The sequence below is a fragment of the Lentzea sp. NPDC036955 genome, from assembly GCF_055608005.1.
Window position 1 is genome coordinate 392,794 of the sequence record NZ_JBVJRC010000001.1, and the last position, 23,235, is coordinate 416,028.

General features: G+C 72.5%; 25 protein-coding genes. 13 read left to right on the top strand and 12 right to left on the bottom strand.

Annotated elements, in window-relative coordinates:
- Nucleotides 1-120 precede the first annotated feature (120 nt).
- Both ACZ7CF_RS01890 and ACZ7CF_RS01895 read right to left on the bottom strand, forming a co-directional pair.
- A complete protein-coding gene (locus tag ACZ7CF_RS01890; RefSeq protein ID WP_470368578.1) occupies nucleotides 121-2,046 on the bottom strand; it encodes a vWA domain-containing protein in 1,926 nt (641 codons plus the stop codon).
- Nucleotides 2,043-3,434, bottom strand: a complete 1,392-nt coding sequence (locus ACZ7CF_RS01895; protein WP_458433313.1) for a sigma 54-interacting transcriptional regulator — start codon at nucleotides 3,432-3,434, stop codon at nucleotides 2,043-2,045. Before ACZ7CF_RS01895 ends, ACZ7CF_RS01890 begins: the two co-directional genes overlap by 4 nt.
- A 320-nt stretch (nucleotides 3,435-3,754) precedes the next feature.
- Between ACZ7CF_RS01895 and ACZ7CF_RS01900 the strand changes: the two genes are divergently transcribed.
- From ACZ7CF_RS01900 to ACZ7CF_RS01915, 4 genes are read left to right on the top strand one after another with little or no spacing between them, the layout of a single operon-like run.
- Entirely contained in the window at nucleotides 3,755-4,246 is a 492-nt protein-coding gene (locus ACZ7CF_RS01900) for a YcxB family protein (RefSeq protein WP_360387219.1), read from the top strand.
- 58 nt (nucleotides 4,247-4,304) lie between these two features.
- Nucleotides 4,305-5,102 (top strand): hypothetical protein, encoded by a 798-nt coding sequence (locus ACZ7CF_RS01905; RefSeq protein ID WP_360387216.1) that lies wholly within the window; start codon nucleotides 4,305-4,307, stop codon nucleotides 5,100-5,102.
- A gap of 52 nt (nucleotides 5,103-5,154) precedes the next feature.
- The gene (locus tag ACZ7CF_RS01910; RefSeq protein ID WP_470368579.1) at nucleotides 5,155-6,174 is read left to right on the top strand and encodes a GlxA family transcriptional regulator; all 1,020 of its coding nucleotides are present in this window, start codon (nucleotides 5,155-5,157) and stop codon (nucleotides 6,172-6,174) included.
- Between the two features lie 18 nt (nucleotides 6,175-6,192).
- Entirely contained in the window at nucleotides 6,193-6,555 is a 363-nt protein-coding gene (locus ACZ7CF_RS01915) for a hypothetical protein (protein WP_458433316.1), read from the top strand.
- Between the two features lie 45 nt (nucleotides 6,556-6,600).
- On the opposite strand, the gene ACZ7CF_RS01920 is transcribed toward ACZ7CF_RS01915, so the two are convergent.
- From ACZ7CF_RS01920 to ACZ7CF_RS01930, 3 genes are read right to left on the bottom strand one after another with little or no spacing between them, the layout of a single operon-like run.
- A complete protein-coding gene (locus ACZ7CF_RS01920; RefSeq protein WP_470368580.1) occupies nucleotides 6,601-7,629 on the bottom strand; it encodes a ferrochelatase in 1,029 nt (342 codons plus the stop codon).
- A 52-nt stretch (nucleotides 7,630-7,681) separates the two neighbouring features.
- Entirely contained in the window at nucleotides 7,682-8,449 is a 768-nt protein-coding gene (fabI, locus tag ACZ7CF_RS01925; protein ID WP_360387204.1) for an enoyl-ACP reductase FabI, read from the bottom strand.
- A 40-nt stretch (nucleotides 8,450-8,489) separates the two neighbouring features.
- On the bottom strand, nucleotides 8,490-9,194 hold the full coding sequence (locus ACZ7CF_RS01930; RefSeq protein WP_360387201.1) for a beta-ketoacyl-ACP reductase: 705 nt from the start codon (nucleotides 9,192-9,194) through the stop codon (nucleotides 8,490-8,492).
- A 120-nt stretch (nucleotides 9,195-9,314) separates the two neighbouring features.
- Between ACZ7CF_RS01930 and ACZ7CF_RS01935 the strand changes: the two genes are divergently transcribed.
- Genes ACZ7CF_RS01935 through ACZ7CF_RS01955 form a run of 5 tightly spaced genes read left to right on the top strand, consistent with a single transcriptional unit; the run spans nucleotide 9,315 to nucleotide 15,313 of the window.
- A complete protein-coding gene (locus ACZ7CF_RS01935; RefSeq protein WP_470368581.1) occupies nucleotides 9,315-11,909 on the top strand; it encodes an FAD-binding and (Fe-S)-binding domain-containing protein in 2,595 nt (864 codons plus the stop codon).
- A 49-nt stretch (nucleotides 11,910-11,958) separates the two neighbouring features.
- Nucleotides 11,959-12,618, top strand: coding sequence for a response regulator transcription factor (locus ACZ7CF_RS01940; RefSeq protein WP_360387195.1), 660 nt, complete (start codon nucleotides 11,959-11,961; stop codon nucleotides 12,616-12,618).
- Nucleotides 12,619-13,923: a sensor histidine kinase gene (locus ACZ7CF_RS01945; RefSeq protein ID WP_470368582.1), complete on the top strand. Its 1,305-nt coding sequence runs from the start codon at nucleotides 12,619-12,621 to the stop codon at nucleotides 13,921-13,923.
- Entirely contained in the window at nucleotides 13,920-14,783 is an 864-nt protein-coding gene (locus tag ACZ7CF_RS01950; RefSeq protein WP_360387191.1) for a TAXI family TRAP transporter solute-binding subunit, read from the top strand. The genes ACZ7CF_RS01945 and ACZ7CF_RS01950 overlap by 4 nt, the downstream gene beginning before the upstream one ends.
- The gene (locus ACZ7CF_RS01955) at nucleotides 14,780-15,313 is read left to right on the top strand and encodes a dihydrofolate reductase family protein (protein WP_470368583.1); all 534 of its coding nucleotides are present in this window, start codon (nucleotides 14,780-14,782) and stop codon (nucleotides 15,311-15,313) included. Before ACZ7CF_RS01950 ends, ACZ7CF_RS01955 begins: the two co-directional genes overlap by 4 nt.
- Here ACZ7CF_RS01955 and ACZ7CF_RS01960 read toward each other — a convergent pair.
- From ACZ7CF_RS01960 to ACZ7CF_RS01980, 5 genes are all read right to left on the bottom strand, one after another.
- A complete protein-coding gene (locus tag ACZ7CF_RS01960) occupies nucleotides 15,310-16,275 on the bottom strand; it encodes a VWA domain-containing protein (RefSeq protein ID WP_360387186.1) in 966 nt (321 codons plus the stop codon). The two genes, ACZ7CF_RS01955 and ACZ7CF_RS01960, sit on opposite strands and share 4 nt — an antisense overlap.
- Nucleotides 16,272-17,153 carry a DUF58 domain-containing protein gene (locus ACZ7CF_RS01965; RefSeq protein WP_470368884.1) on the bottom strand — a complete coding sequence of 294 codons (882 nt, stop codon included), beginning with the start codon at nucleotides 17,151-17,153 and terminating at the stop codon, nucleotides 16,272-16,274. The genes ACZ7CF_RS01960 and ACZ7CF_RS01965 overlap by 4 nt, the downstream gene beginning before the upstream one ends.
- A 62-nt stretch (nucleotides 17,154-17,215) precedes the next feature.
- On the bottom strand, nucleotides 17,216-18,280 hold the full coding sequence (locus ACZ7CF_RS01970) for an AAA family ATPase (protein ID WP_458433319.1): 1,065 nt from the start codon (nucleotides 18,278-18,280) through the stop codon (nucleotides 17,216-17,218).
- Nucleotides 18,281-18,326: 46 nt separating this feature from the next.
- Nucleotides 18,327-18,857, bottom strand: a complete 531-nt coding sequence (gene mobA / locus ACZ7CF_RS01975) for a molybdenum cofactor guanylyltransferase (RefSeq protein WP_470368584.1) — start codon at nucleotides 18,855-18,857, stop codon at nucleotides 18,327-18,329.
- The gene (locus ACZ7CF_RS01980; RefSeq protein ID WP_470368585.1) at nucleotides 18,854-19,516 is read right to left on the bottom strand and encodes a TetR/AcrR family transcriptional regulator; all 663 of its coding nucleotides are present in this window, start codon (nucleotides 19,514-19,516) and stop codon (nucleotides 18,854-18,856) included. The genes mobA and ACZ7CF_RS01980 overlap by 4 nt, the downstream gene beginning before the upstream one ends.
- A gap of 157 nt (nucleotides 19,517-19,673) precedes the next feature.
- Here ACZ7CF_RS01980 and ACZ7CF_RS01985 point away from each other — a divergent pair, with 157 nt between their 5' ends.
- The 4 genes from ACZ7CF_RS01985 (at nucleotide 19,674) to ACZ7CF_RS02000 (ending at nucleotide 22,193) form a co-directional block, all read left to right on the top strand.
- Entirely contained in the window at nucleotides 19,674-20,015 is a 342-nt protein-coding gene (locus ACZ7CF_RS01985) for a DUF2203 domain-containing protein (protein ID WP_360387176.1), read from the top strand.
- A 109-nt stretch (nucleotides 20,016-20,124) separates the two neighbouring features.
- Entirely contained in the window at nucleotides 20,125-20,673 is a 549-nt protein-coding gene (locus tag ACZ7CF_RS01990; protein WP_458433321.1) for a cysteine hydrolase family protein, read from the top strand.
- Nucleotides 20,670-21,572 (top strand): GlxA family transcriptional regulator, encoded by a 903-nt coding sequence (locus tag ACZ7CF_RS01995; protein WP_458433322.1) that lies wholly within the window; start codon nucleotides 20,670-20,672, stop codon nucleotides 21,570-21,572. Before ACZ7CF_RS01990 ends, ACZ7CF_RS01995 begins: the two co-directional genes overlap by 4 nt.
- A 63-nt stretch (nucleotides 21,573-21,635) precedes the next feature.
- Nucleotides 21,636-22,193: an isochorismatase family protein gene (locus ACZ7CF_RS02000; RefSeq protein WP_470368586.1), complete on the top strand. Its 558-nt coding sequence runs from the start codon at nucleotides 21,636-21,638 to the stop codon at nucleotides 22,191-22,193.
- Here ACZ7CF_RS02000 and ACZ7CF_RS02005 read toward each other — a convergent pair.
- Both ACZ7CF_RS02005 and ACZ7CF_RS02010 read right to left on the bottom strand, forming a co-directional pair.
- Nucleotides 22,180-22,569, bottom strand: a complete 390-nt coding sequence (locus ACZ7CF_RS02005; RefSeq protein WP_360387166.1) for a hypothetical protein — start codon at nucleotides 22,567-22,569, stop codon at nucleotides 22,180-22,182. The genes ACZ7CF_RS02000 and ACZ7CF_RS02005 overlap by 14 nt on opposite strands.
- Nucleotides 22,566-23,210: a Rossmann-fold NAD(P)-binding domain-containing protein gene (locus ACZ7CF_RS02010; RefSeq protein ID WP_470368587.1), complete on the bottom strand. Its 645-nt coding sequence runs from the start codon at nucleotides 23,208-23,210 to the stop codon at nucleotides 22,566-22,568. The genes ACZ7CF_RS02005 and ACZ7CF_RS02010 overlap by 4 nt, the downstream gene beginning before the upstream one ends.
- Nucleotides 23,211-23,235 lie beyond the last annotated feature (25 nt).

The window sequence follows — 23,235 nt, forward strand, 5'->3', positions numbered from 1 at the left end:
CGCAGCGTGCCGCGCACGGCGTCGGTCTCGGCGGACACAGCAGTGCCGCCGAGGCTCAGGTGGACTGCGTCCTGCCGCCGATGCCGCACGCGATCACGTGCAGCATCGACGGCGGACCGTTCAGCGGCGGCGGCGGGAGGTCAGGTAGTCGCTGACCACCGCGGCGCCCAGGCCGTCCTCGTCGGCGGACACCACGCGGCCGCCGCCGCGGCGGGCCACGATGTCCACGAAGGCGGCCAAGCGGGGGTCGTCGCCCAGTTTGAAGACCGAGATCGTGGCGCCCAGGCGGGCCAGGGAGTCGACCTCGTTCAGGGTCTTCGTGAGGGTGCGGGGCAGGGGCGGGTAGTTGAACTCCGCGTCGCCCTCGGGTTCGAGGTGGGCGGTGGGTTCGCCGTCGGTCACCACCAGGACCACCGGCTGGGCGTCGGGGTGGCGGCGGACGTGGCGGCCCGCGAGCAGCAGGGCGTGGTGCAGGTTGGTGCCCTGTTCCCACACGCCTTCCAGCGCCGTGAGCTGGCCGATGTCGACGGCCTCCGCGTAGCGGCCGAACGTGACGAGCTGCAGGGCGTCCGTGCGGAAGCGGGTCTGGATCAGGTGGTGCAGGGCCAGTGCCGTGCGCTTCATCGGCACCCAGCGGCCGTCCTGCACCATCGACCAGGACGTGTCCACGCACAACGCGACCGCGGCACGGGAGCGGTGCTCGGTCTCAGCGACCTCCAGGTCCACCACGTCCAGCTTCATGGAGCCGGAGCGCAGCACGGAGTTGCGCAGCGTGCGCGGCACGTCCCACGGTTCGGTGTCGCCGAACTGCCACGGGCGGGTCGAGCCGATCAGCTCGCCCGCGGCGCCGGCGGACACCGTCTCGCGGGAGCCCTGGGAGGAGCGCAGCTGGTCGACGACGCCGCGCAGGGCGGTCTCGCCGAGGCGGCGCAGCGCCTTCGGGGTGAGCCGCAGGGAGCCGTCCGGGGCGCGTTCGAGGATGTTCTGCTGACGCAGGGCCTTCTCCAGCTCGGCGAGCCGGCGGGCGTCGACGGAGGCCTCGGGGCCCAGCTGGCGTTCCAGCGCCTCCAGGTCGATGTCCTCCAGGCGGGCGCCGGGGTAGGACTGGGCCAGCTGCTCGGCCAGCGCGTCCAGCTCGGCCAGGTCCGCCATCGCCTGCGCGCCCTCGCCGAGGCCGAGCGGGTCCTGGCCGCGGAACCGGGCGGAGGACGTCCAGTCCTCACCGGGGCGCAGGCGTTGCAGCAGCGAGTCCAGGGTGGACAGTTGCGAGCCGATGCCGCCGAAGGCCTGCTGGGACAACGCGGACAGCTCGGCGCGCTGCTCGTCGGTCATCGAGTTCATCATGCGCTGCGCGGCGGCGGACCGGGCGGCCAGCGCGTCGACCAGCTCGTCGACGGTGCGCGGGTTCTCCGGGAAGAAGTCGCCGTGCTTGCGCATGAACTCGTCGAACAGCCGTGGCGTGTCCGGTGAGCTCGCGGCGTGCGCGGTCAGCAGCTCGTTCAGGTCGCGCAACATGCGCTGGATGCGGCGCACGTCCTCGGAGTCGACGTTGGACAGCGCCTCCTTCATGCCGCGGAAGCGCTGGTCCAGCAGCTCGCGGCCGAGCAGGTCGCGGATCTGCTCGAACGCCTCGCGCGCCTCCTGGGAGCGCCAGTCGTAGTTCGACAGCTCCTGCACGGCCGCGGCGGTGCCCTGCGGCAGCGCGTCGAGCTGGGCCTCGCGGAACCGGGCGTCGTCGGACGGGTCGGGGAACAACGCCCGCCGCTCCGCCTCCAGCGCCTCGTCCAGCAGCCGCCGGACCTCCTGCAGCGTGCCGTCCAGCCGGTGCCGGCGCTGGATCGACGACCGCCGCTGCCACAGCCGCGACGTCATGTCGTCCAGGCCGCGGGTGCCGTCGACGCCGCGCCGCAGCAGCTCGCGCAGGGCGGCGTTGGGCGAGGCGCCCTCCATGATCTCGCGGCCGAGCTCGTCCACGGCCGCGCGCAGGTCCACGGGCGGCGCCAGCGGGTCCGCGCCGCCGCCCCAGCGTCCGTAGCGGTACCTCATCCGTACACCGAACGGTCGTCGTCGGAGGACGTGTCCTTGGACAGGTGCCGCGTCAGGTAGAGCGACTCGAGCGCCAGCTCCACGGCCGAGGCGATGCGGCCGGGCGGGTCCTTCGGGCCGGCGCCCAGCCGGGCGGCCACCTCGTGCAGCACCGGCAGCTCGGGCAGCGCCGCCAGCAGGTCGCCGGCATGCACGCGGTCGCCGGTGGCCACCGGGTGCCCGTCGGACACGGCCTCGGCCAGCGTCCGCAGGTTCAGCCCGGCCAGCCGGGCCCGCGCGGTGTCGGCGATCGAGCGGCGCAGCAGGTGGACCAGGACCTCGTCCTCCCGGCCCTCCTCCCCCGCCTCGAACTCCAGCTTGCCGCGCAGCACGTCCGGCACCGACTCCAGGTCGATCGGCCGGGCGATGGCCGGGGTCTCGCCGATCAGCGCGGACCGGCGCAGCGCGGAGGCCGCCACGGTCTCCGCCGCCGCGATGGCGAACCGCGCCGACACGCCGGAGCGCTGGTCGATCGACGACGACTCGCGCAGGTGCCGCACGAACCGGGCGATGATCTCCAGCAGGTGGTCGCCCACCTCGGCGACCAGCTCAGCCTCCTGGCGGACCATGTCGACCTCGGCGTCGACCTCCAGCGGGTAGTGCGTGCGCACCTCGGCGCCGAAGCGGTCCTTCAGCGGCGTGATGATGCGGCCGCGGTTGGTGTAGTCCTCCGGGTTCGCGGTGGCCACGAGCAGCACGTCCAGCGGCAGCCGCAGCGTGTAGCCGCGGACCTGGATGTCGCGCTCCTCCATGACGTTCAGCAGCGCGACCTGGATGCGTTCGGCCAGGTCGGGCAGCTCGTTGATGGCGATGATGCCGCGGTGGGCGCGCGGCAGCAGGCCGTAGTGGATCGTCTCCGGGTCGCCGAGCGACCGGCCCTCGGCCACCTTCACCGGGTCGACGTCGCCGACCAGGTCACCGACCGAGGTGTCCGGCGTGGCGAGCTTCTCCGCGTACCGCTCGTCGCGGTGCCGCCACACCACCGGCAGGTCGTCACCGAGCTCGGCGGCCCGGCGGCGCGACTCCGGCGTGATCGGGTCGAGCGGGTGCTCGCCCAGCTCGGAGCCCTCGATCACGGGCGTCCACTCGTCCAGCAGCGACACGATCGTGCGCAGCAGGCGGGTCTTGCCCTGGCCGCGCTCGCCGAGCAGGACGACGTCGTGCCCGGCGAGCAGCGCCCGCTCCAGCTGCGGGAGCACCGTGCGGTCGAACCCGACGATGCCGGGCCACGGGTTGCGCCCCTCGCGCAGGGCGGCGAGCAGGTTCTCGCGGATCTCGGTCTTGACGCCGCGCGGCCGGTGCCCGGCGGCGCGCAGCTCGCCCGCCGTGCGGGCCTGGTTCTGGGTCACCCCGATGACGCTACGCAGCCCCACCGACAATTTCGACGTGGAGCGACTCCAGCCCCCTGCCGCACCGCCGCCTCCACGGCGTTGCGGGGGATGCGCGCCGGCGCCGGGTCGTGCGCCAGGGCTCCGTTGGAGCACAAGGAACCGCGCTGAACACCCATCCCTCGTCCGGCTTCGGCAGGACCACCGGCTCGGCCCCGTGACCGGGGTGCGGTAAGCCCTGGGCGAACGCGACGGCCCGCAGCACGGTCCTGCGCGCGACTCCGCTGTTTTCCGAATCCTCCGGGTCCACGGCGCCGTCGTGCAGGAGAATGCGGGGCGCTATGAGCAACTGTGTCGATTTCAAGTGGGCCCCGTCCCCCGCCGACTGGCGGGCGAGCCTGCGCACGATGGTGCCGATGTTCCGGTGGGCGCCGTGGTTCGCGGTCGCGCTCGGCGGCTTCTCGCTGGTCCTGCTGTTCTTCTACGACGGGCTGGTGCCGGCCGCGGTCTTCGGCCTGGTGTGCGCGCTGGTGATCGGGTTCATGGAGCCGGTCGCGGTGTGGTGGCGGTTCTCGTCGGACGAGATGATCAGCAGGACCGTGGTGGGCAGCGCCGACGACCAGTCGTTCCGGATGGCCGTGGGCACCGCCGTGCGCGAGGAGCTCGACTGGGCGGAGCTGCCCGGCTGGACCGAGACGCGGCAGGGGTTCGTGCTGGAGACGCTCGACGAGGGGTCGGCGTCGCTGTCGGTGCCGCACCGGGCGTTCGCGTCCACGCAGGACGCCCAGTCGTTCCGCGACCTGCTCGAACAGCACATCGGACCCGCGAACTAGCCGAACCCGATCCGAGACCGGCTGCAGCGGACGGCGCCGGGCCACGTAATCTCGTCGCGTGTCCTGTGCAAGTGCCACGCTGGTCGTGTGGACGTCGGGATGGCTGCACGGTCTGGCCGCCGCCGACGACGTCCTCGACGCCCTGCACACGTGGGCCGAGCAGCACGAGGTGGTGGCCGACGACGACGGCACCGCCACGGCGCTCGACCTCCCCGGTCCCGACGAGGCCCCCGTGGGCCCCGCCCTGCTGCTGGCCTCCCTGCGGCGCGCGGGTGCGACCTCGGCGCGGCTCGTGCTGCCGGTGCCCGGTGACGTGCGCGGCCTGGGCGGCAAGGGGCCCCTCGCGATGTGCGCGCTGCGTTCCGGTGAGGCGCTCGTGATCCCGTCCGTGCACGTCGGGCTGGTGCCGAAGATCGTCGCGGACGGCGTGATGCGCTGGACGGTGTTCGACCTGCCCTCCTCCACGGGCCTGGAGCACATCCCGATCGGCGAGGCCGAGCAGGGGCTGGGCACGGCGCTGCGCGAGGCGACGGCGGCGCTGGCCGCGCTGGACGTCGCGAAGCACCGGCCGAACGTGCGCGAGGAGATCGCGGACCTGTCCGCCGCGAACTCCGCGCTGCCGTGGCCGGACGCGATGCCGCCGCGCTCGTTGCGGGTGCTGCAACGGGCCGCCGAAGTCGACGCGATCGTGTCGGTGGCCCGCTCGGACTCACCCGGTGGCGCGGTGTCGGCGTCGGCGATGACCGCGCGGACCGAGGCGTTGCGGCCGGTGTCCGAAGCGGTGCGGCGCGCGCGGTGCGCTGCCGTGGACGAAGCGGTGCGCGTGCTGGCCGACTCGGGCGCCGGGCGGCACTGACCCCGTTCTCCGTGTCTGCCCCCGCCACCGGTGCGAGGATGCGACGGGGGCGATGCGGGTGAACGCAGCACGACGAGTCGTGATCATCGCGTACAACGACGCGCAGATCCTCGACGTGGCGTGCCCGAGCGGCACGTTCGAGATCGCGAACGGCCACGGGGCCGCGCCGCCGTACCGGATCGAGCTGGCCACGGTGACGGGGCGGGACGTGCGCAGCTCGTCGGGGATCGCGCTGACCGGCGCACGGCGGCTGGCCTCGGTGACCGGGCGGATCGACACGATGCTGGTCGTCGGCGGGCACGGGACCCGCGACGCGATGGCCGACGACGGGATGCTGACGCAGGTGCGGCGCCTCGCACGGCACAGCCGGCGGGTCGCGTCGGTGTGCACCGGCGCGTTCGTGCTGGCCGCGGCCGGGCTGCTGGACGGCAGGAAGGTGACCACGCACTGGGCGTACGGCGACATCCTGGTCGAGCACTTCCCGCAGGTCACGGTGGACCTGGCACCGCTCTACGTCCAGGACGGCAACGTCTACACCTCCGCCGGGGTCACCAGCGCGCTGGACCTGACGCTCGCGCTGGTCGAGGACGACAACGGCCCCACCGTCGCCCGCCGGGTCGCCCGCGAACTGGTGACCTACCTCCAGCGCCCGGCCGACCAGGCGCAGCTCAGCATGTTCCTCGCCGCGCCCCCGCCGGGCGACCGGCTGGTGCGCGACCTGCTCGGGCACATCGCCGCGCACCCCGGGGAGGACCTGAGCCCGGCCGCGCTCGCGGCACGGGCCCAGATCAGCACACGGCACCTCACCAGGCTGTTCGCCACCCACGTCGGCACCACCCCCGCCCGCGCCGTGCGGGCCGCCCGCACCGAGGCCGCCGCCCACCTGGTGCGGGGCAGCGACCTGTCGCTGGCCGCGGTCGCGCGCCGGTGCGGGTTCGGGTCGGCGGAGGTGCTGCGGCAGGCGTTCCTCGACCACTACGGGATGACCGGGGACAGGATTCGCAGGATCGCGGACATGCCCGGCCCGCTCGACCGTGGTTCTCCCCAGACTCCTGAGCACGGAACCACGTGAGATCGAGGGGGAAACACCATGCTCGACAGGAAAGCGGCGGCCGTGCTCGGGATGGCGCTGATCAGCCTGCTGGGAACGACGGTGGCGAGCGTCCCGGCGTCGGCGGCGCCGTGCCGCAAACCGGTGAGCTCCGTGTCGGTGCACGGCCGCACGATCCACCTGTGGGTGTGCGACAACGGCTGGCACGGTCAGATCACCGGTGGGGCCACGGGTGACCCGGTCTGGCTGGACAGCGCCCGCAACACGGTGACGGGCTACCGGACCATCCCGTCCGGCGCCACGTCGGTGAACACCGGCACGGTCGGGCAGTACGGCGGACCGTGGCGGGCCTGCGGGCGCGCGTTCAACCGCCCGGAGATCGTCTGCACCGCACGCAACTGAACCGGGTCTCCGGCCGGTCCGAGGAGGGCCGGCCGGAGACCGGCACTACTGGGCCTTGACGGGCCTTTTTGCCGACTCGCAGCACAACGGCGCGCACGGGGCACCGTTCACCGTGCAGCCGGCTGAGGTGAACGACGACAGCTTGCGCACGGGAGCACCGGAGGTGTGCTCGGCCACCAGCTCCACGACGAGCTCGGCGAAGCGAGGGTCGGCGTTCGGGGTCGCCGCGCGGGCGAACTCCACGCCGAGCTCGGCGGCGCGGTCACGGGCCTCGGTGTCGAGGTCCCACACCACTTCGAGGTGGTCGGACACGAACCCGATCGGGCACACCACGACGCCGGTGACGCCCTTGGCGTGCAACGCGTCGATGTGGTCGACGATGTCGGGCTCCAGCCACGGGATCTGCGGCGGGCCGGACCGCGACTGCCACACCACGTCGTACTCGGTGACGCCCAGCTCGGCCGCGACCAGCCGGGACGCCTCGACGACCTGGCGGGAGTAGCGGTAACCGCCCTCGGACGGCGGACCGGCGGCCTTGTCGGCGGACACCGGCACCGAGTGCGCGGTGAAGACGAGCCGGTACGGGCCGGTCAGCGACTCGGCGGCCGCGCGGACGCCGTCGGCGAAGGCGGAGATGAAGAGCGGGTGGTCGAAGAACTGGCGCAGCTTCACCAGTTCGGGGCCGTCCGGCACGGCCGCCAGTGCCCGCACGATGTCCTCGTCGTACTGGCGGCACGCGGAGTAGCCGCCGTACGCGCTCGTCGGGAACACCAGCGCCCGCTGGACGCCGTCGGCCTTCATCTGCGCGACGGTGTCCTCGACCATCGGGTGCCAGTTGCGGTTGCCGAAGTAGATCGGCAGCTCGAAACCGGTGGCGCGCACGGCGTCGATCGCGTCGAGGTTCAGGCGGTTGATCGGTGACACGCCGCCGAAGTGCTGGTAGTGGGCCTCGACCTCGTCCAGCCGCTCCGGCGGCACGCCACGTCCGCGCACCACGTTCTCCAGGAAGGGACGGACGTCCTCAGGACCTTCCGGTCCGCCGAAGGAAAGCCAGAGCAGCGCATCGAAACTCACCGCTCCATCCAATCAGACGCCCGAACCCCCCACACGACGAGCAGCTGTGACGTCAGAGGCCGAGGAAGTGCACGCCGCCGTCGACGAACACCATCGAGCCAGTGGTGGCCGGGAACCAGTCGGACAGCAGGCCGCAGACCGACTTCGCGACGGGCGTCGGGTCGTCGACGTCCCACGACAGCGGCGCCTTCTCGCCCCACATCTTCTCCAGCTCGCCGAAGCCCGGGATGGACTTGGCGGCCATGGTGCGGACCGGGCCGGCGGAGATCAGGTTCACGCGGATGCCGTCCGGGCCGAGGTCGCGCGCCATGTAGCGGTTGATCGACTCGAACGCCGCCTTCGCCGCGCCCATCCAGTTGTAGGCGGGCCACGCCTGGCGGGCGTCGAAGTCGAGGCCGACGACCGACGAGCCGTGCGACAGCATCGGGCGCACGGCCTGCACCAGCGCCTTGTAGGAGTACGCCGAGACGTGCATCGCGACGGAGACGTCCTCCCACGGCGCGTCCATGAACGGCGCGCCGAGGCAGCTCTGCGGGGCGAACCCGATGGCGTGCACGACGCCGTCGAGGCCGTCGACGTGCTCACCGACGCGCTCGGCCAGCGTGTCGAGGTGCTCCTGGTTCTGCACGTCCAGCTCCACGACGGGCGCGGGCTTGGGCAGGCGCTGGGCGATGCGCTGCACGAGGCTCATCCGGCCGAACCCGGTCAGCACGACCTCGGCGCCCTGCTCCTGGGCGACGCGTGCGACGTGGAAGGCGATCGACGCGTCGGTGATCACACCGGTGATCAGCAGTCGCTTGCCTTCGAGCAGTCCGGTCACTTGATCCAACCCTTTCGCAGAAAGAAGAGAACGAAGAACGTCAGTGGCCCATGCCGAGGCCGCCGTCGACCGGCAGCACGGCACCGTTGATGTAGCCGGACTCGTTCGCGGCGAGGAACGTCACCGCGCGGGCGATCTCGTCGACGGCGCCGTAGCGACCGGCCGGGATCTGCTTGAGCGCCGCCTCGCGCACCGCCTCGGGCAGCTCGGCGGTCATGTCGGTGGTGATGAAGCCGGGGGCGATGACGTTCGCGGTGATGTTGCGCGAACCGAGCTCCAGCGCGATCGAGCGCGCCATGCCCACCATGCCCGCCTTGGACGCGGCGTAGTTGACCTGGCCCGCGCCGCCGGTGAGGCCCACGACCGACGAGATGAAGACGATGCGGCCGAACTTCTTGCGCAGCATGCCGCGCGAGGCGCGCTGGGCGAAGCGGAACGCGCCGGTGAGGTTGGCGTCGACGACGCTGGTGAACTGCTCCTCGCTCATGCGCAGCAACAGCGTGTCCTGGGTGATGCCGGCGTTGCAGACGAGCACCTCGACCGGACCGTGGGCGGCCTCGACCTCGGAGAACGCCGCGTCGATCTCCTCGGCGTTGGTCACGTCGCACTTCACGCCGAGCAGACCCTCGGGTGCGCCGGAGCCGCGGTGCGTGACGGCGACCTTGTCGCCCTGCGCCGCGAACGCCTGCGCGATGGCGAGGCCGATGCCGCGATTGCCCCCGGTGACCAGAACGGACCGACTCACTAGCTCTCCCTGCAATCGCCGCTGGTTGACCGGCTGAGGTTATCGGCTACCCGCAGGTAGCCCGGCATCGGCGGTTGAACCTCACACCACGGCGGGGCCGATCGGGGGCATGATCAGGTGATGCGGGCCTTCCTCGACCAACTGCGCCGCCACGTCGAGGGCGACGTGCTCGACGACCCGGCGAGCCGCGCCCTGTACTCGGCCGACGCGTCGAACTACCGCCACGTGCCGCGGGTGGTGGTCCGTCCGCGGACGACGGACGCCGTGGTCGCGGCCGTCGGGATCGCCGCGGAGCACTGCGTCCCGATCACCAGCCGCGGCGCGGGGACCTCGGTCGCGGGCAACGCCTGCGGAACCGGCCTGGTGATCGACTTCAGCCGCTACCTGAACGCCTTCGAGATCTCCGGCGACCGGGCGTTCGCGCAGCCGGGCGCGGTGCTCGACAAGATCAACGCGAGCGCCGGCGACCACCTGTTCGGCCCCGACCCGTCCACGCACTCGCGCTGCACGATCGGCGGGATGATCGGCAACAACGCCTGCGGCGCGCATTCGGTGAAGTGGGGCAAGACCAGCGAGAACGTCCTGGACCTCGACGTGCTGACCGTCGACGGCCGCCGGTTCCGCAGCACGGACCCGCCCGCGCTCGCGCTGCCGTCGCACGACCCGGCGTGGTTCCCGCGGCTCAGCCGCCGGGTCAGCGGGTACGCGCTGGACGCGCCGACGCTCACCGGCCAGCTCGTCGGCACGGAGGGCACCTGCGTGGTGCTGCTCGGTGCGGAACTCAAGCTGGTCCGCCGCCCGGAGCGCCGGGTCCTCGTCGTGCTCGGCTTCGCGGACACCTACGAGGCCGCCGACCAGGTCACGCAGATCGAGGACGCGCTCGCGGTCGAGGGCCTGAACGAGGCACTGGTGAACAGCGTCCGCACCCGCCCCGACCTGCCGGAAGGCCGCAGCTGGCTGTTCGTCGAGGTCGAGGACCACCCCGAACGGGTCGCCGCGCTCACGAGGAGCTCGATGGTCGTCCACGACCCGGCGCACCAGCGGGCGCTGTGGCGCATCCGCGAGGACGGCGCCGGTCTCGCCACCCGCATGGCCGACGGCAGCGAGGCCTGGTCGGGCTGGGAGGACTCGGCCGTCCCGCCGGAACGCCTCGGCGCCTACCTGCGCGACCTCGACGCGTTGCTGACCGGGTACGGGCGGCGCGGCACCACCTACGGCCACTACGGCGAGGGCTGCATCCACGTCCGCATCGACTTCGACCTGGCCCGCGGCTACCGCGAGTTCCTCCAGGACGCCGCGGACCTGGTCGTGAGCCACGGCGGCAGCCTGTCCGGCGAGCACGGCGACGGCCAGGCCCGCTCCGAGCTGCTCTCCCGCATGTACCCGCCGGCGGCGATCCGGGCGTTCCAGGAGTTCAAGCACGCCTTCGACCCCGGCAACCTGCTCAACCCCGGCCGGATCGTGGAGCCGCTGAAGCTCGACGACGACCTGCGCGTCCTCGTCGCTCCCCCGCGCATCCCGACGCGCGCGGAGTTCGCGAGCGACACCCGCCGCTGCGTCGGCGTGGGCAAGTGCCTGAACACCAAGGGCGGCGTGATGTGCCCGAGCTACCGCGTCACCAAGGAGGAGAAGCACTCCACGCGCGGCCGCGCGCACCTGCTGTTCGAGATGCTCAACGGTGACGTGGTCAAGGGCGGCTGGCGGTCGCCGGAGGTGGCCGAGGCGCTGGACCTCTGCCTGGGCTGCAAGGGCTGCAAGCGCGACTGCCCGGTCGACGTCGACATGGCGAGCTACAAGGCGGAGTTCCTGCACGAGCACTACAGGGGCCGCCCGCGCCCGCGGTCGCACTACGCGATGGGCTGGTTGCCGACGTGGCTGCGGTACGGGCTGGTCAACCGGTTCACGGCGCGGTTCGGCCGGTTCGCGGGCCTCACCCCGGAACGCGAGCTGCCCACGCCCACCACTCCCCTGCTGCGCAGGCTGCGCCCGCTCGGCGAGGGCGAGCCGGCGCTGCTGTTCCCCGACACGTTCACGAACTTCTTCGAGCCGGACATCGGCATCGACGCCGCGAACGTGCTGGCGCACCTGGGGAACCGGGTCGAGCTGCCGCCCTCGACCGTCTGCTGTGGACTGACCTGGCACTCGACCGGCCAGCTGCCGAAGGCCCGCAGGGTCGTCGAACGCACGGCACGCGCGCTGCACCCGTGGACGAGCCGCGGCGTCCCGGTGATCGGCCTGGAACCGAGCTGCACGGCGTTCCTCAAGGCCGAAGCCCCGAAGCTGTCGGACACCGAGGAGGTGCGCGCGCTCGCCGACGCCACCCGCACGTTCGCCGAGCACGTCGCACCGGCGCTGCCCGACCTGCCCGGCGACCGCGAGGCGGTCGTGCAGACCCACTGCCACCAGTACGCGGAGCTGGGTTTCGGACCGGACCGCACGGCGATGGAGAAGGCCGGGCTGCGACCGCGGGTCGTGGAGGGCTGCTGCGGACTGGCCGGCAACTTCGGCTTCGAGCAGGGCCACTACGACGTGTCGATCGCCTGCGCCGAACAGGACCTGCTGCCCGCGCTGCGCGCGAACGAGGACGCGCTGGTGCTCGCGGACGGCTTCAGCTGCCGCACCCAGATCCGGCACACGACCGACCGCGAGCCGGTCCACCTGGCCACCGCGCTCGCGACCCGGCTGGGGCTCCGAGCGCTTCTCCACGGTCACTGAAAAGCATCGACATGCCCGCGAAACGGCCATCCCGGGCGATACTGCTCCCATGCGGGTGCTGTTGGTCGAGGACGACGACGGTGTCGCCGACGCCCTGGTGGAGGCACTGCGGGCGAACGGCCACCGGCCTGCCCGCGTGCGCAGGGGGTCCGACGCGCTGATCGCGCACCGCGACGCGGACGTGGTGCTGCTCGACCTCGGCCTGCCCGATCAGGACGGCCTGGAGGTGCTGCGCAAGCTCCGCAGGATCGACCCGGTGCCGGTGCTGGTGCTGACCGCGCGCGGGGACGAGCGGACCGTGGTGCGCGGGTTGCGGCTGGGCGCGGACGACTACCTGGTCAAGCCGGTGCGGCTGGCCGAGCTGCTGGCCCGCATCGACGCGGTGGCGCGGCGCAGTGCGGCGCGGTCGCAGGAGCAGGGCGACCTGGTGCGGGTGTCCGATGTGGAGATCGACCTGCAGAGCCGCCAGGTCGTGGTCGGCGGGCGGGAGATCTCGTTGACCACCAAGGAGTTCGACGTGCTGGCGGTGCTCGCGCGGCGGCCGGGCACGGCGGTGAGCCGCCAGCAGCTGATGGACGAGGTGTGGGGCAACGCGTTCGTGGCGGTGTCGCGGACGCTGGACGTGCACCTCACGCAGCTGCGCGCCAAGCTCGACCGGCCGGGGCTGCTGCACACCATCCGCGGTTTCGGCTACCGGCTCGGTGAGTAGATGCGGCAACGGCTGCTGGTGGTGCTGCTGCTGTTCTCGCTGTCGGCGGTGACCGCGTTCGCCGTGCCGCTGCTGATGAGCACGGCCAGCGAGCGCACCCAGCGGTTCGTGATCGGCCGGACCGCCGACCTGGACCGGTTCGCGACCCTGCCGAACGACCTGGTGGTCGCGGAGGCGTTGCGCTACACCGAGGTCTACGGCGAGGAGGTCGTGGTCGTCGACGCCGCCGGGCGGCCGCTCGTCGAGTCCGGCATGGCGGTGGCCGACGTGTCCAGCCAGATCGACGCCGCGTTGCGCAACCAGCCGGCCGCGCCGGTGCGGACGGTGCTGCCCTGGAACGGCGGTGACGTGCTGTTCGCGCGACCGGTCGGCACCGGCACGAAGGTGGCGGGCGCGGTGGTGGTGCGCGCGTCCACCAGGGTGGCCGCGGCGGATGTCGCGCAGCGGTGGGCGCTGGTGCTCGCGGGGGCGTTGCTGGCGGCCTGCGCGTGCGTGTTGCTGGCGCTGGTCGTGGCGCGGTGGCTGTTGCGGCCGTTGAAGGAGCTCGACCGGGGTGTGCGGGCGGTCGCGGAGGGGCAGCGGCGCGCGCACGTCGCCGACACCGCGGGCCCGGCCGAGCTGCGGGCGTTGTCGGAGTCGTTCAACCGGATGTCCGACGCGGTGGCCGAGGCCGCCGACCAGCAGCGCCGGCTCATCGCGGACGCCTCGCACCAGCTGCGCAACCCGATGGCGGCGCTGCGGCTGCGGGTGGACATGCTGCCGGACAACGGTTCCCTGCTCACCGAGGTCGAGCGGCTGGAGTCGTTGCTGGACGGCCTGCTCGCGCTCGCGTCGGCCGAGAGCACCGCCACCGAACGGGCGGCGGGCGGGGTCGAGCCCGAGCTGGCCGACCTGCGGGCCGTGGCGCACGACCGGGTCGACGCGTGGCGGCCGGCGGCCGGGGCGGCGGGTGTGACGATCACCGTGGACGACCGCGCGCCGGGCCTGGTGCGGTGTGCCGTCTCGGACCTGGCGCAGGTGCTGGACGTGCTGCTGGACAACGCCATCAGGTACGGCGGCACCGAGGTGGCCGTGGTGTGCGACCGCGCGACTCTCACCGTGCGCGACAACGGTCCCGGTCTGTCCGAGGAGGACATCGAGCACGCGACCGAGCGGTTCTGGCGTGGTGGCGGCCCGCAGCGCGGCACCGGCCTCGGCCTGGCCATCGCCGAGCGCATCGTGACCGCCCACGGCGGGGAGCTGCGGCTGCACACCGACGGTGGCCTGGTCGCGACCGTGGAGCTGCCGAAGGAGCCGCTGCTGTGAAGCGCCGGACCCTCCTGCTGGGCGCGCTGGCCCTCACCGCGTGCGGGACGAGTGAGCCCAGCGGCACCATCCGCGTCGCGGGCGGCGAGCCCGGCGGGTTCTACAACGACTTCGCCGCCCTGCTGTCCCGCCTCGCCACCGGCTCGCTGACGATCACGCCGATCGAGACCGGCGGCAGCGCCGACAACCTGCGGCACCTGCGCGAGGGCACCGCCGACCTCGCGCTGACCCTGAGCGACAGCGCCCACCTGGAGCCCGGCCTGGTCGCGGTGGGCCGCGTCTACGAGAACTACCTCCAGCTCGTCGTGCTCGCCGACTCGCCGTACCGCAGCGCGGCCGACCTCGCCGGCCGGCCCGTGTCGCTGGGCGCCGCCGGGTCCGGCGCGGCGCTGCAGGGCGAACGGCTCGCGCTGGGCGTGCGGGAGGAGCACTACCCGCTGCGCAACGCCGTGGACGCGCTGAAGGCGGGCGAGATCGCGGCGCTGCTGTGGTCGGGCGGCGTGCCGACGCCGGAGCTCGACCGGGCGGAGGGGATCAGGCTGCTGCCGCTCGACGGGTTCCTGCCCCGGCTGCGGCAGAACCACGGCAAGGTCTACGAACGCGTGGACGTGCGCACCGGCGTCTACGACTCCCCCGTCGACATCCCGACGATCGGCACGCCGAACCTGCTGGTGTGCCGGCCCGACCTCGGCGCCGACCTCGCGGGGGCGGTGGTGCGGCTGCTGGTCGCGAACGCGGCGCGGCTGGTGCCGCAGCAGGCGCTCGGCACCCAGTACCTCGACGTGCGCAGTCTCATCGACACGGGCACGGTGCCGCTGCACGCCGGTGCCGCGGCGGAGTACCGGAGGATTCACGGATGATCATCACGATGGCGTCGGTCTCGCTGGACGGCTTCATGGAGGGACCCGGCCACGACATCAGCTGGCACCGGGTCGACGAGGAGCTGCACGGGCACTTCAACACCGAGCTGGCACGGATGAGCCGGTTCATCGACGGCCGCCGCAACCACGAGACGATGCTCGCGACGTGGCCGCACACCGGCGAGCACCCCGAGTGGCCGCCGTCGATGCACGAGTTCGGCCGGATCTGGCGGGAGATGCCCAAGATCGTGTACTCGCGGACGCTCGACACCACCGCGTGGAACACCGTGGTGCGGCGGGAGGTCGACCCGGACGAGATCAGGGCGCTGCCCGGGGACAGCATGGTCGGCGGCGCGCAGCTCGTGGGGTCGTTCTTCGAGCACGACCTGGTCGACGAGGTCCGCCTGTACGTCAACCCGGTCGCGCTCGGCGCGGGCACGCCGTTCTTCACACGGCCGAAGGCCCTGGCGCTCAAGAGCACCAGGGCCTTCGGGAACGGTGTGGTGGAGCTGGTCTACGGCCGGGGCTAGGGCAGTCTCTGGCCCAGCAGCAACGCCGCGGCGGCCGCGACCATCGCCGTCAGCGTGCCGAGCACCAGCCACGGCTTGGACGCGTCCGCCTGCTTCTTCTCGTAGCCGATCTGCTCGCCGAGCGTGTCGTACACCCGGCGCAGCTCCTCGGCGGAGGCGGCCTTGAAGAACTCGCCGCCGGAGATCTTCGCGATCTCCTTCATCGAGTCGTCGTCGACCGGCACGGCCTGCTGGCGGCCCTCGATGTCGACCACGCCGTCCTCGGTGCCGAACGAGATCGTGGAGATCGGGATACCGGCCTTCTTCGCGTCATCCGCCGCGTCGAACGCCTTGCGGGTGCCGACCGTCTCCTTGCCGTCCGTCATCAGCACGATGCGGGCCGGAGGGGGCCCCTCGGCGCCGCCGACGACCTTGCCGAACGAGTCGATGGACGCCATCGCGGCGACCAGCGCGTCACCGGTCGCGGTCGACTGGGCGAGCTTGAGCCCGTCGATCGACTGCGACACGGCCGCGCGGTCGGTGGTGGGCGCGACCAGCACCGTCGCCGAGCCCGCGAACGAGATCAGGCCCAGGTTGATGCCCGGCGTGAGGCCTTCGGCGAACGACTTGGCCGCCACCTGCGCGGCCTCCAGCCGGGACGGCTTCACGTCGGTGGCCTTCATCGACAGCGACACGTCGACCACGAGCATCACGGTCGCCCGGTTGCGCGGGACCCGCTGCTCCGACGTCGGCCCGGCCAGCGCGACGGTCAGCAGCGCGAGCGCCGCCAGCAGGAACGCCGCCGGGACGTGCCGCGACCAGCGTTCCCGCTTGGGCGCGACCTTCTCCAGCAGCTCCAGGTTCGTGAACCGCAGCACGCGCTTGCGGCGCATGCGCTGGGCGAGCACGTACCCGGCCGCGAGCACACCGACGGCGACGAGCAGCAGGAACCACCACGGGGCGACGAAGTTCGAAAAGCTCATGCGACACCCCCAGACCAACGGCGCTTGCGCGCCACCACGAAGCGGACCGTGTCCGCGATCCAGTCGGAGTCGGTCCGCAGCACCAGGTGCCCGGCGCCCGCGCGGCGCAGCCCGGCGGCGACCTCGGCCCGGTGCTCGGCAGCCGCGGCGTTGAACTCCTTGCGCAGCAACGCCGACGCGGTCACCTCGCGCTGCCGGCCGGTCTCCGGGTCGGACAGCACGATGGTGCCGACCTCGGGCAGGTCGACGTCGCGCGGGTCGACGACCTCGATGGCCACCAGCTCGTGCCGTGCCGACAGCGCGCGCAGCGGCCGTTGCCACTCCATGCCGCCGAGGAAGTCGGAGATCACCACGATCAGCCCGCGCCGGCGCGGCGGACGGCGCAGCTGCTCCAGCAACGCCGCCAGGTCGCCGCGGGTGCCCTCGCTCGCGCGCGGCGTCTCGGCGATCTTGCGGATCATGCCGCGGGCGTGCGCCAGGCCACCGCGCGCCGGGATGCGCACGTTCTCCGCACCCGTCGAGATCGCGGCGCCGATCCGGTTGCCGCCACCGCGGGTCAGGTGCGCGACGGCGGCGGTCGCGGCGATCGCCAGATCGCGCTTCTCGCAGGCCGCGGTGCCGAAGTCGAGCGACGGCGACAGGTCGACCGCCACCCACGTCTCCAGCTCGCGGTCGGCGACCGTCTCGCGGATGTGCGGCACGGTGGTGCGGGCGGTGACCGCCCAGTCCATCCGGCGCACGTCGTCACCGGGCTGGTAGGTCCGCGCCTCGCCCGGCTCGGTGCCCGGCCCCGGCACGAGACCGAGGTGGTTGCCCTGCAGCAGGCCGTCCAGGCGGCGCCGCACGTCGAGCTCCAGCATGCGCAGCGCGGCCTCCATGCGGCCGCCGTGCAGGACCGGGGGCGCCCACGAGGGGCGCTCGGCGGTGGCCTTGTCCTTGCTCACGGCCTACCAGCCGGAACCGGCTGCTGCGGACGCGCGGACACCTGCGGCAGCGGCACGATCTGCAGCACGCGGGTGATGATGTGGTCGATCGGCACGCCGTCGGCCAGCGCGTCGTAGGACAGCACGAGGCGGTGGCGCAGCACGTCCGGCACGACGTCCACGACGTCCTGCGGCAGCACGTAGTCACGGCCGCGCACGAGCGCGAGGCCACGGGCGGCGGCGATGATGCCCAGCGACGCACGCGGCGAGGCACCGTAGGCGACCCAGCCGGCGACGTCGGTCAGGCCGTGCTCGGCCGGTGCGCGAGTCGCGATCACCAGGCGCACCACGTAGTCGACCAGTGCGTGGTGGACGAAGACGCGCGACGCCACGCCCTGCAGGCGCACCAGCTCCTCCGGCGAGAGGACCTGGTTCGGCGTGGGCGCCTCGACACCCATGCGGTAGACGATCTCGCGCTCTTCCTCGGCCGTGGGGTACTCGACCTGGATCTTGAACAGGAACCGGTCGCGCTGCGCCTCCGGCAGCGGGTACACGCCCTCGTTCTCGATCGGGTTCTGCGTCGCCAGCACCAGGAACGGGTTCGGCATCGGGAAGGTCTTGCCGCCGATGGACACGTGCCGCTCGGCCATGACCTCCAGCATCGCCGACTGCACCTTGGCCGGCGCGCGGTTGATCTCGTCGGCCAGCACGAAGTTGGCAACCACGGGGCCGAGCTCGACGTCGAACGCCTCGCTGGACTGGCGGTAGATGCGGGTGCCGAGGATGTCGGCGGGCACCAGGTCGGGCGTGAACTGCACGCGGCTGAACGAGCCGCCGACCACGCGCGCGAACGTCTCGACGGCGAGCGTCTTCGCGACACCCGGCACACCTTCGAGCAGCAGGTGGCCCTTGGCCAGCAGACCCACGAGCATCCGCTCGACGAGCCGGTCCTGGCCGACGATGACCCGCTTCACCTCGAACACGGTGCGTTCGAGCAGCTGGGCGTCACGAGCCGGGGTGACGGGCGCCGGTGCGTTCGGCGTTGCCTCGGCGGCGGGCTCGGTCACGGTGCGGGCCTCCATGTGGAACAGGGTTTTCCGATCGTGAGCAGTCTTGCTCACGGGCTGTTCATTGGGTGTGAAGGGTGTCCAGGTCATCGGGTGTGTCGACGTCACGCGCCTCACCGGGCAAAGCGGACACTTCCACCGGCGCGAGCTTGCGCAACGTTCGGCGCAGCGGCTGGTCGCGCGGGTCCTCCGGCAGGACTTCGCGCAGCTCGGCGGCGTTCCAGAAGCCGATCAGCCACTGCACGCGGTCGTCGGCGAGCACGGCGTTGCCGCCCGCCGCGCGCAGCCTGGCGATCGTGCCGGCGGTGAGGCCGGGCTGGTCGACGGCGAGCACGGCGACCCACTCCTCGGTCACGTGCGCGAGACCGGCGGCGAGCCCGGCCAGCGGCCCTCCGCCGGGTGGGTCCTCCCGGGCCCAGACGACGCCGGGCCGGTCTTTCTCCGGCCCCACAACGACGACCCGCGCCGCGTCGTCCACAACGGACAGCACGTGGTCGAGCAGTGTGGCGTCCCGGTAGGACAGCGCGGCCTTGTCGACGCCGCCGAGCCGTTCGCCCGTGCCGCCGGTGAGGACGATCGCCGCGTACGTCACGCGCGCCTCGCGATGTGCGCGGCGACGCCGTCCAGGAACAACCGCAGGCCGAAGTCGAAGTCGGCCCCGATGTCGTCGCCGTGGGCCACGTCGAACGCGCCGGCCTCGATGACCTCGGTGAGCGCGGGCATGGCGCGCGGGTCGACTACCGCGCGCAGCGCCTGCCCGTACTGGTCGGGGTTGCTCTGGAAGCCCTGGGACGGCGTGGTGGTCAGCCGCGCCTCGCCCTGCACGAACGTCGACAGGCCCATCACGACGCCGACCTTCTCCCCCGGCTCCAGCGGTGTGCCCCCGAGGGCGGTGAGCGCGCTGTCGAGCCAGGCGAGGTTCCCCGGGCCGACCGGCGGGCCGCTGATCGGAATCCGCAGGAACCACGGGCGCCTGCGGATCGCCCGGAGCAGCGCCCGTGCCCAGACGCCGAGCCTGTCGCGCCACTCGCCGTCGGGCAGCGGCGGCGGGTCCTCCATCGCCGCGTCCCACATCAGCGCGAGCAGCTCGTCCTTGCTCTTCACGTGGCGGTAGAGCGCCATCGTCGCGTTGCCCATCTCCTGCGCGACGCGCGCCATGGACACGGCGGCCAGCCCTTCGGCGTCCGCGACCGCGATGGCGGCTCGCGTGATGTCGGCGGCGTCGATGGTCGGCTTCCGCCCCCTCTTCATGCCCCTAGTCAAACAGATGCGTACGCCATACGCTCATTCAGGTTTTGCCGCACAGCGGCCGCGGTGTCGCGAACGGCTCGCGCCGAGGCCGACCCGCTTCACGGTGAGGTCACCCGGTCGCCACGTCACCCCCGCCACTGTGCCAGCCTTGGCACCCGTGGAACTGTTCACGCTCGACGAGGCCCGTGCCGAGCTCACCCGCCTGCTGCCGGTGCTCGACGAGATCGTCCGGCTGCGCGCCGACGCGGCCGAGCTCGCGTCCGGCACCACGTCCCTGGGCGGTCTGCCGGAGTTCAAGGCGGCGCAGGCCCGGCTCGACGAGCTGATGGAGTCCGTGCAGCAGACCGGCGCCGAACTGAAGGGCTTCGCGCCGCTGCTGGTCGACTTCCCCTCGCAGCTCGACGGCGTGCCGGTGCTGCTGTGCTGGCTGGAGGGCGACCGGACGCTCGACTGGTACCACCGCGCCGACCTCGGGTTCGCCGGCCGCCGCCGACTCTGACCCCTGCTGGCCAGGGCATCTGCACGGGGGCTGCGTGGTGACCGGATCGGTCCGCAGTGCGGCCGGGTCGTGCCTGGTTCGGCCGTGGCGGTCCGACGAGGCTGGTGGCATGAAGCGCGCATTGATCGTCATCGACGTCCAGGAGTCGTTCCGCCGGCGTCCCAGCTGGGCCGAGGTGTCCAACCCCGGCGTCGTGGGCCAGGTGAACCGGCTGGTCGACCTCGCCCGCGACTCCGGCGACCTGGTGGTGTGGGTGCTGCACTCCGAACCGGGCAGCGGTGACGTGTTCGACCCGGCGCTGGGGCACGTGCGGCTGATGGACGGGCTGAAGCCGCTCGACGACGAGCCGCTGCTGACCAAGACCTCGCACAACGCGTTCACCACGACCAACCTGCAGCAGACGCTGACCGCGCGGGGTGTGCGGGAGCTGCTGGTCAGCGGCATCCGCACCGAGCAGTGCTGCGAGACGACCACGCGGGTCGGCTCGGACCTCGGGTTCGACATGACGTTCGTGACGGACGCGACCGCGACCACGCCGTTGCCGCACTGGCGCACCGGGGCGGTGCTCGGCGTGCAGGAGGTCATCGAGCGCACCGAGTACGTCCTGGCGGGCCGGTTCGCGCGGATCTCGGACGTCGCTACGCTGACCGGATCGTGACCAGAGTCGTCTTCCTGCTCGTACCGGGAGTGCACCTGCTCGACCTCGCGGGGCCGGCGCAGGTGTTCTCCAGCGCGGCCGACTTCGGTGCCGGCTACGCACTGTCGTACGTCGGCGACTCGGTGTCGGTGCCGAGCCACCAGGGCGTGCCGCTGGGGGCGTCGACCGAGCTGCCCTCGCTGGGGGCGGACGACCTCCTGGTCGTGCCGGGATGGCGGTCGTCGACGTTGGTGGGCACCGGAGCGTTGAGTGCGCGCGCTCTGGCGTGGGTGCGCGCGCACCACGACAGCGGCGGCATGGTGGCGAGTGTGTGTGCCGGAGCCGATGCGCTCGGCCGTGCCGGACTGCTCGACGGCCGTCGTTGCACCACCCACCACGAACTGCAGGACGAGCTCGAACGCCGCTACCCCGCCGCACGGGTCGTGCGCGACGTTCTGTACGTGGAGGACAGTCGGGTCGTGACGTCGGCCGGCATCGCGAGCGGCATCGACCTCGCGCTGCACCTTGTCGCCGTGCGCAACGGTCCTTCCGTGGCCGCCGCCGTCGCACGCACGATGGTGGTTTACGCGCGCAGGAACGGCGACGACCACCAGGCGAGCGTGCTGCTGCGGTACCGATCCCACGTCAACGAGACCGTGCACCGCATCCAGGACGTCATCGAGACGCGTCTCGCCGATCGCCTTTCGTTGGCAGAACTGGCATTGCTGGCCGGATGCAGCGAACGGACGGTCACGCGCCTGTTCGGCCGCGCGACCGGTATGACCCCGTTGAAGTATCAACAGGCGTTGCGCGTCGAACGCGCCGAACACCTCATCGGCAAGGGCGCCACCGTGGAGGTCGCCGCGCGTTCGGTCGGCTTCGAGGACGCCCGGATGTTGCGCCGCCTGCGTTCGCGCTGAGCCGCACGCGTGCGCCCCGCCGAGGGTCGACAACCCCGACCCACCTGGGCATAGTCTGCCGCCGTGACCACTCTCGCGAACCGCCCCAACACCGCGTTGCTCGTGATCGACGTGCAGAACGGCGTCGTGAACCACGCCCACGACCGCGACACGGTGGTGGGCAACGTGGCCACCCTCGTGGACAAGGCCCGCGCGGCCGGCATCGACGTGGTCTGGGTGCAGCACAGCAACCCCGAGCACATGCCGAAGGGCTCCGACGGCTGGCGGTTCGTCGCCGAGCTGGAGGTCGCCGACGGCGAACCGGTGGTGCACAAGGCCTACGCCGACTCGTTCGAGGCGACCGACCTCGAAGAGGTGTTGGCGGCCAAGGGGATCGGCCACGTGTTCGTGTCCGGCGCGCAGACCGACGAGTGCATCCGCTCCACCCTGCACGGCGCCCTGGTCCGCGGCTACGACGCCACCCTCGTGAGCGACGCCCACACCACCGAGGACCTGTCCGAGTGGGGCGCACCCACACCGGACCTGGTCATCGCGCACACGAACCTCTACTGGGCCAACCACACCGCGCCGGGCCGCACCGCGGGCACGGTGACGACCGAGGACGCGTTCACGTCGGCGTGAGCAGGTGGGAGCTCGGGCTGTAGTCGATCTTCCAGTCCTCGTACACGCCGCACTGGCCGCACGCGAGGCACCGCAGCCCGACGCTCACCCACCGCACCTCACCGTCCGCCCGGCACGCCGCCCCGAGCACGACGGCGAACTCCTCGCCACCGCACGGACACGCGCACTCCTGCGCCTCGTCGTCCTCCCAGTACTCCGCCGAGTCGGCCAGGAACGCCGCCGTGCCGCAGCCCAGGCACGTCCGCCGCACCGCGCACTCCTCGGTCAGCTGCACGCCGAACGCCCGGCCGCCGCACGCGCCGCACACCGACTCGACCACGTGCGTGACCTCGTACCCGCCCGCACGGAAGTCCCGGACGTACTCGTCGAGGGTCATGCCGCGAGCCGGTTGATCTCGTCGCTGCGCAGCACCCGCGTGGCCGGCCGCACGCCCTTCGCGAGCGCCACCAGCGCGCGCCCCAGCTGCTCGGTCGACGTCACGTGCTTCGGCGCGACCCTGGCCAGCACCGGGAACAACCACGAGGACCACGAGTAGACGTACCGGTAGATTCGCGTGCGCGAGGTGATCCCGTGGCGCGGCTGGATGAACCCCGGCCGCACCACGAACACCGGCCGGTCCAGCGCCAGCAGCTCGTTCTCGGTCCGACCCTTCACCCGTGCCCACATCGTCTTGCTGCCGGCGTCCGCGCCTTCACCCGACACGTACACATACGTGCCACCAACAACACGGGCCGCCTCAAGCGCGTAGTCGTGCGTCACGGGCGTGTACTCCGCTTCGCTCAACCCGGCCGACGTCACACCCACGCAGTAGAAGCACGCGTCGGCGCCGGCCAGTTCGCCGGCGATCGGCGTGAGGTCGGCGAAGTCCGCGTGCACGACGTGCCGCAGCTTCGGTGACGTCACGTCCAACGGCGAGCGCCCGACCGTGACGACCTCACGCACTTCGGGGTCGAGGAGGCACTCCCGCAGCGCTCCCCGCCCCACCATCCCGGAACTACCGAACACCACGACCTTCACGCCGACAACCTAGCCCGGCGCCTGC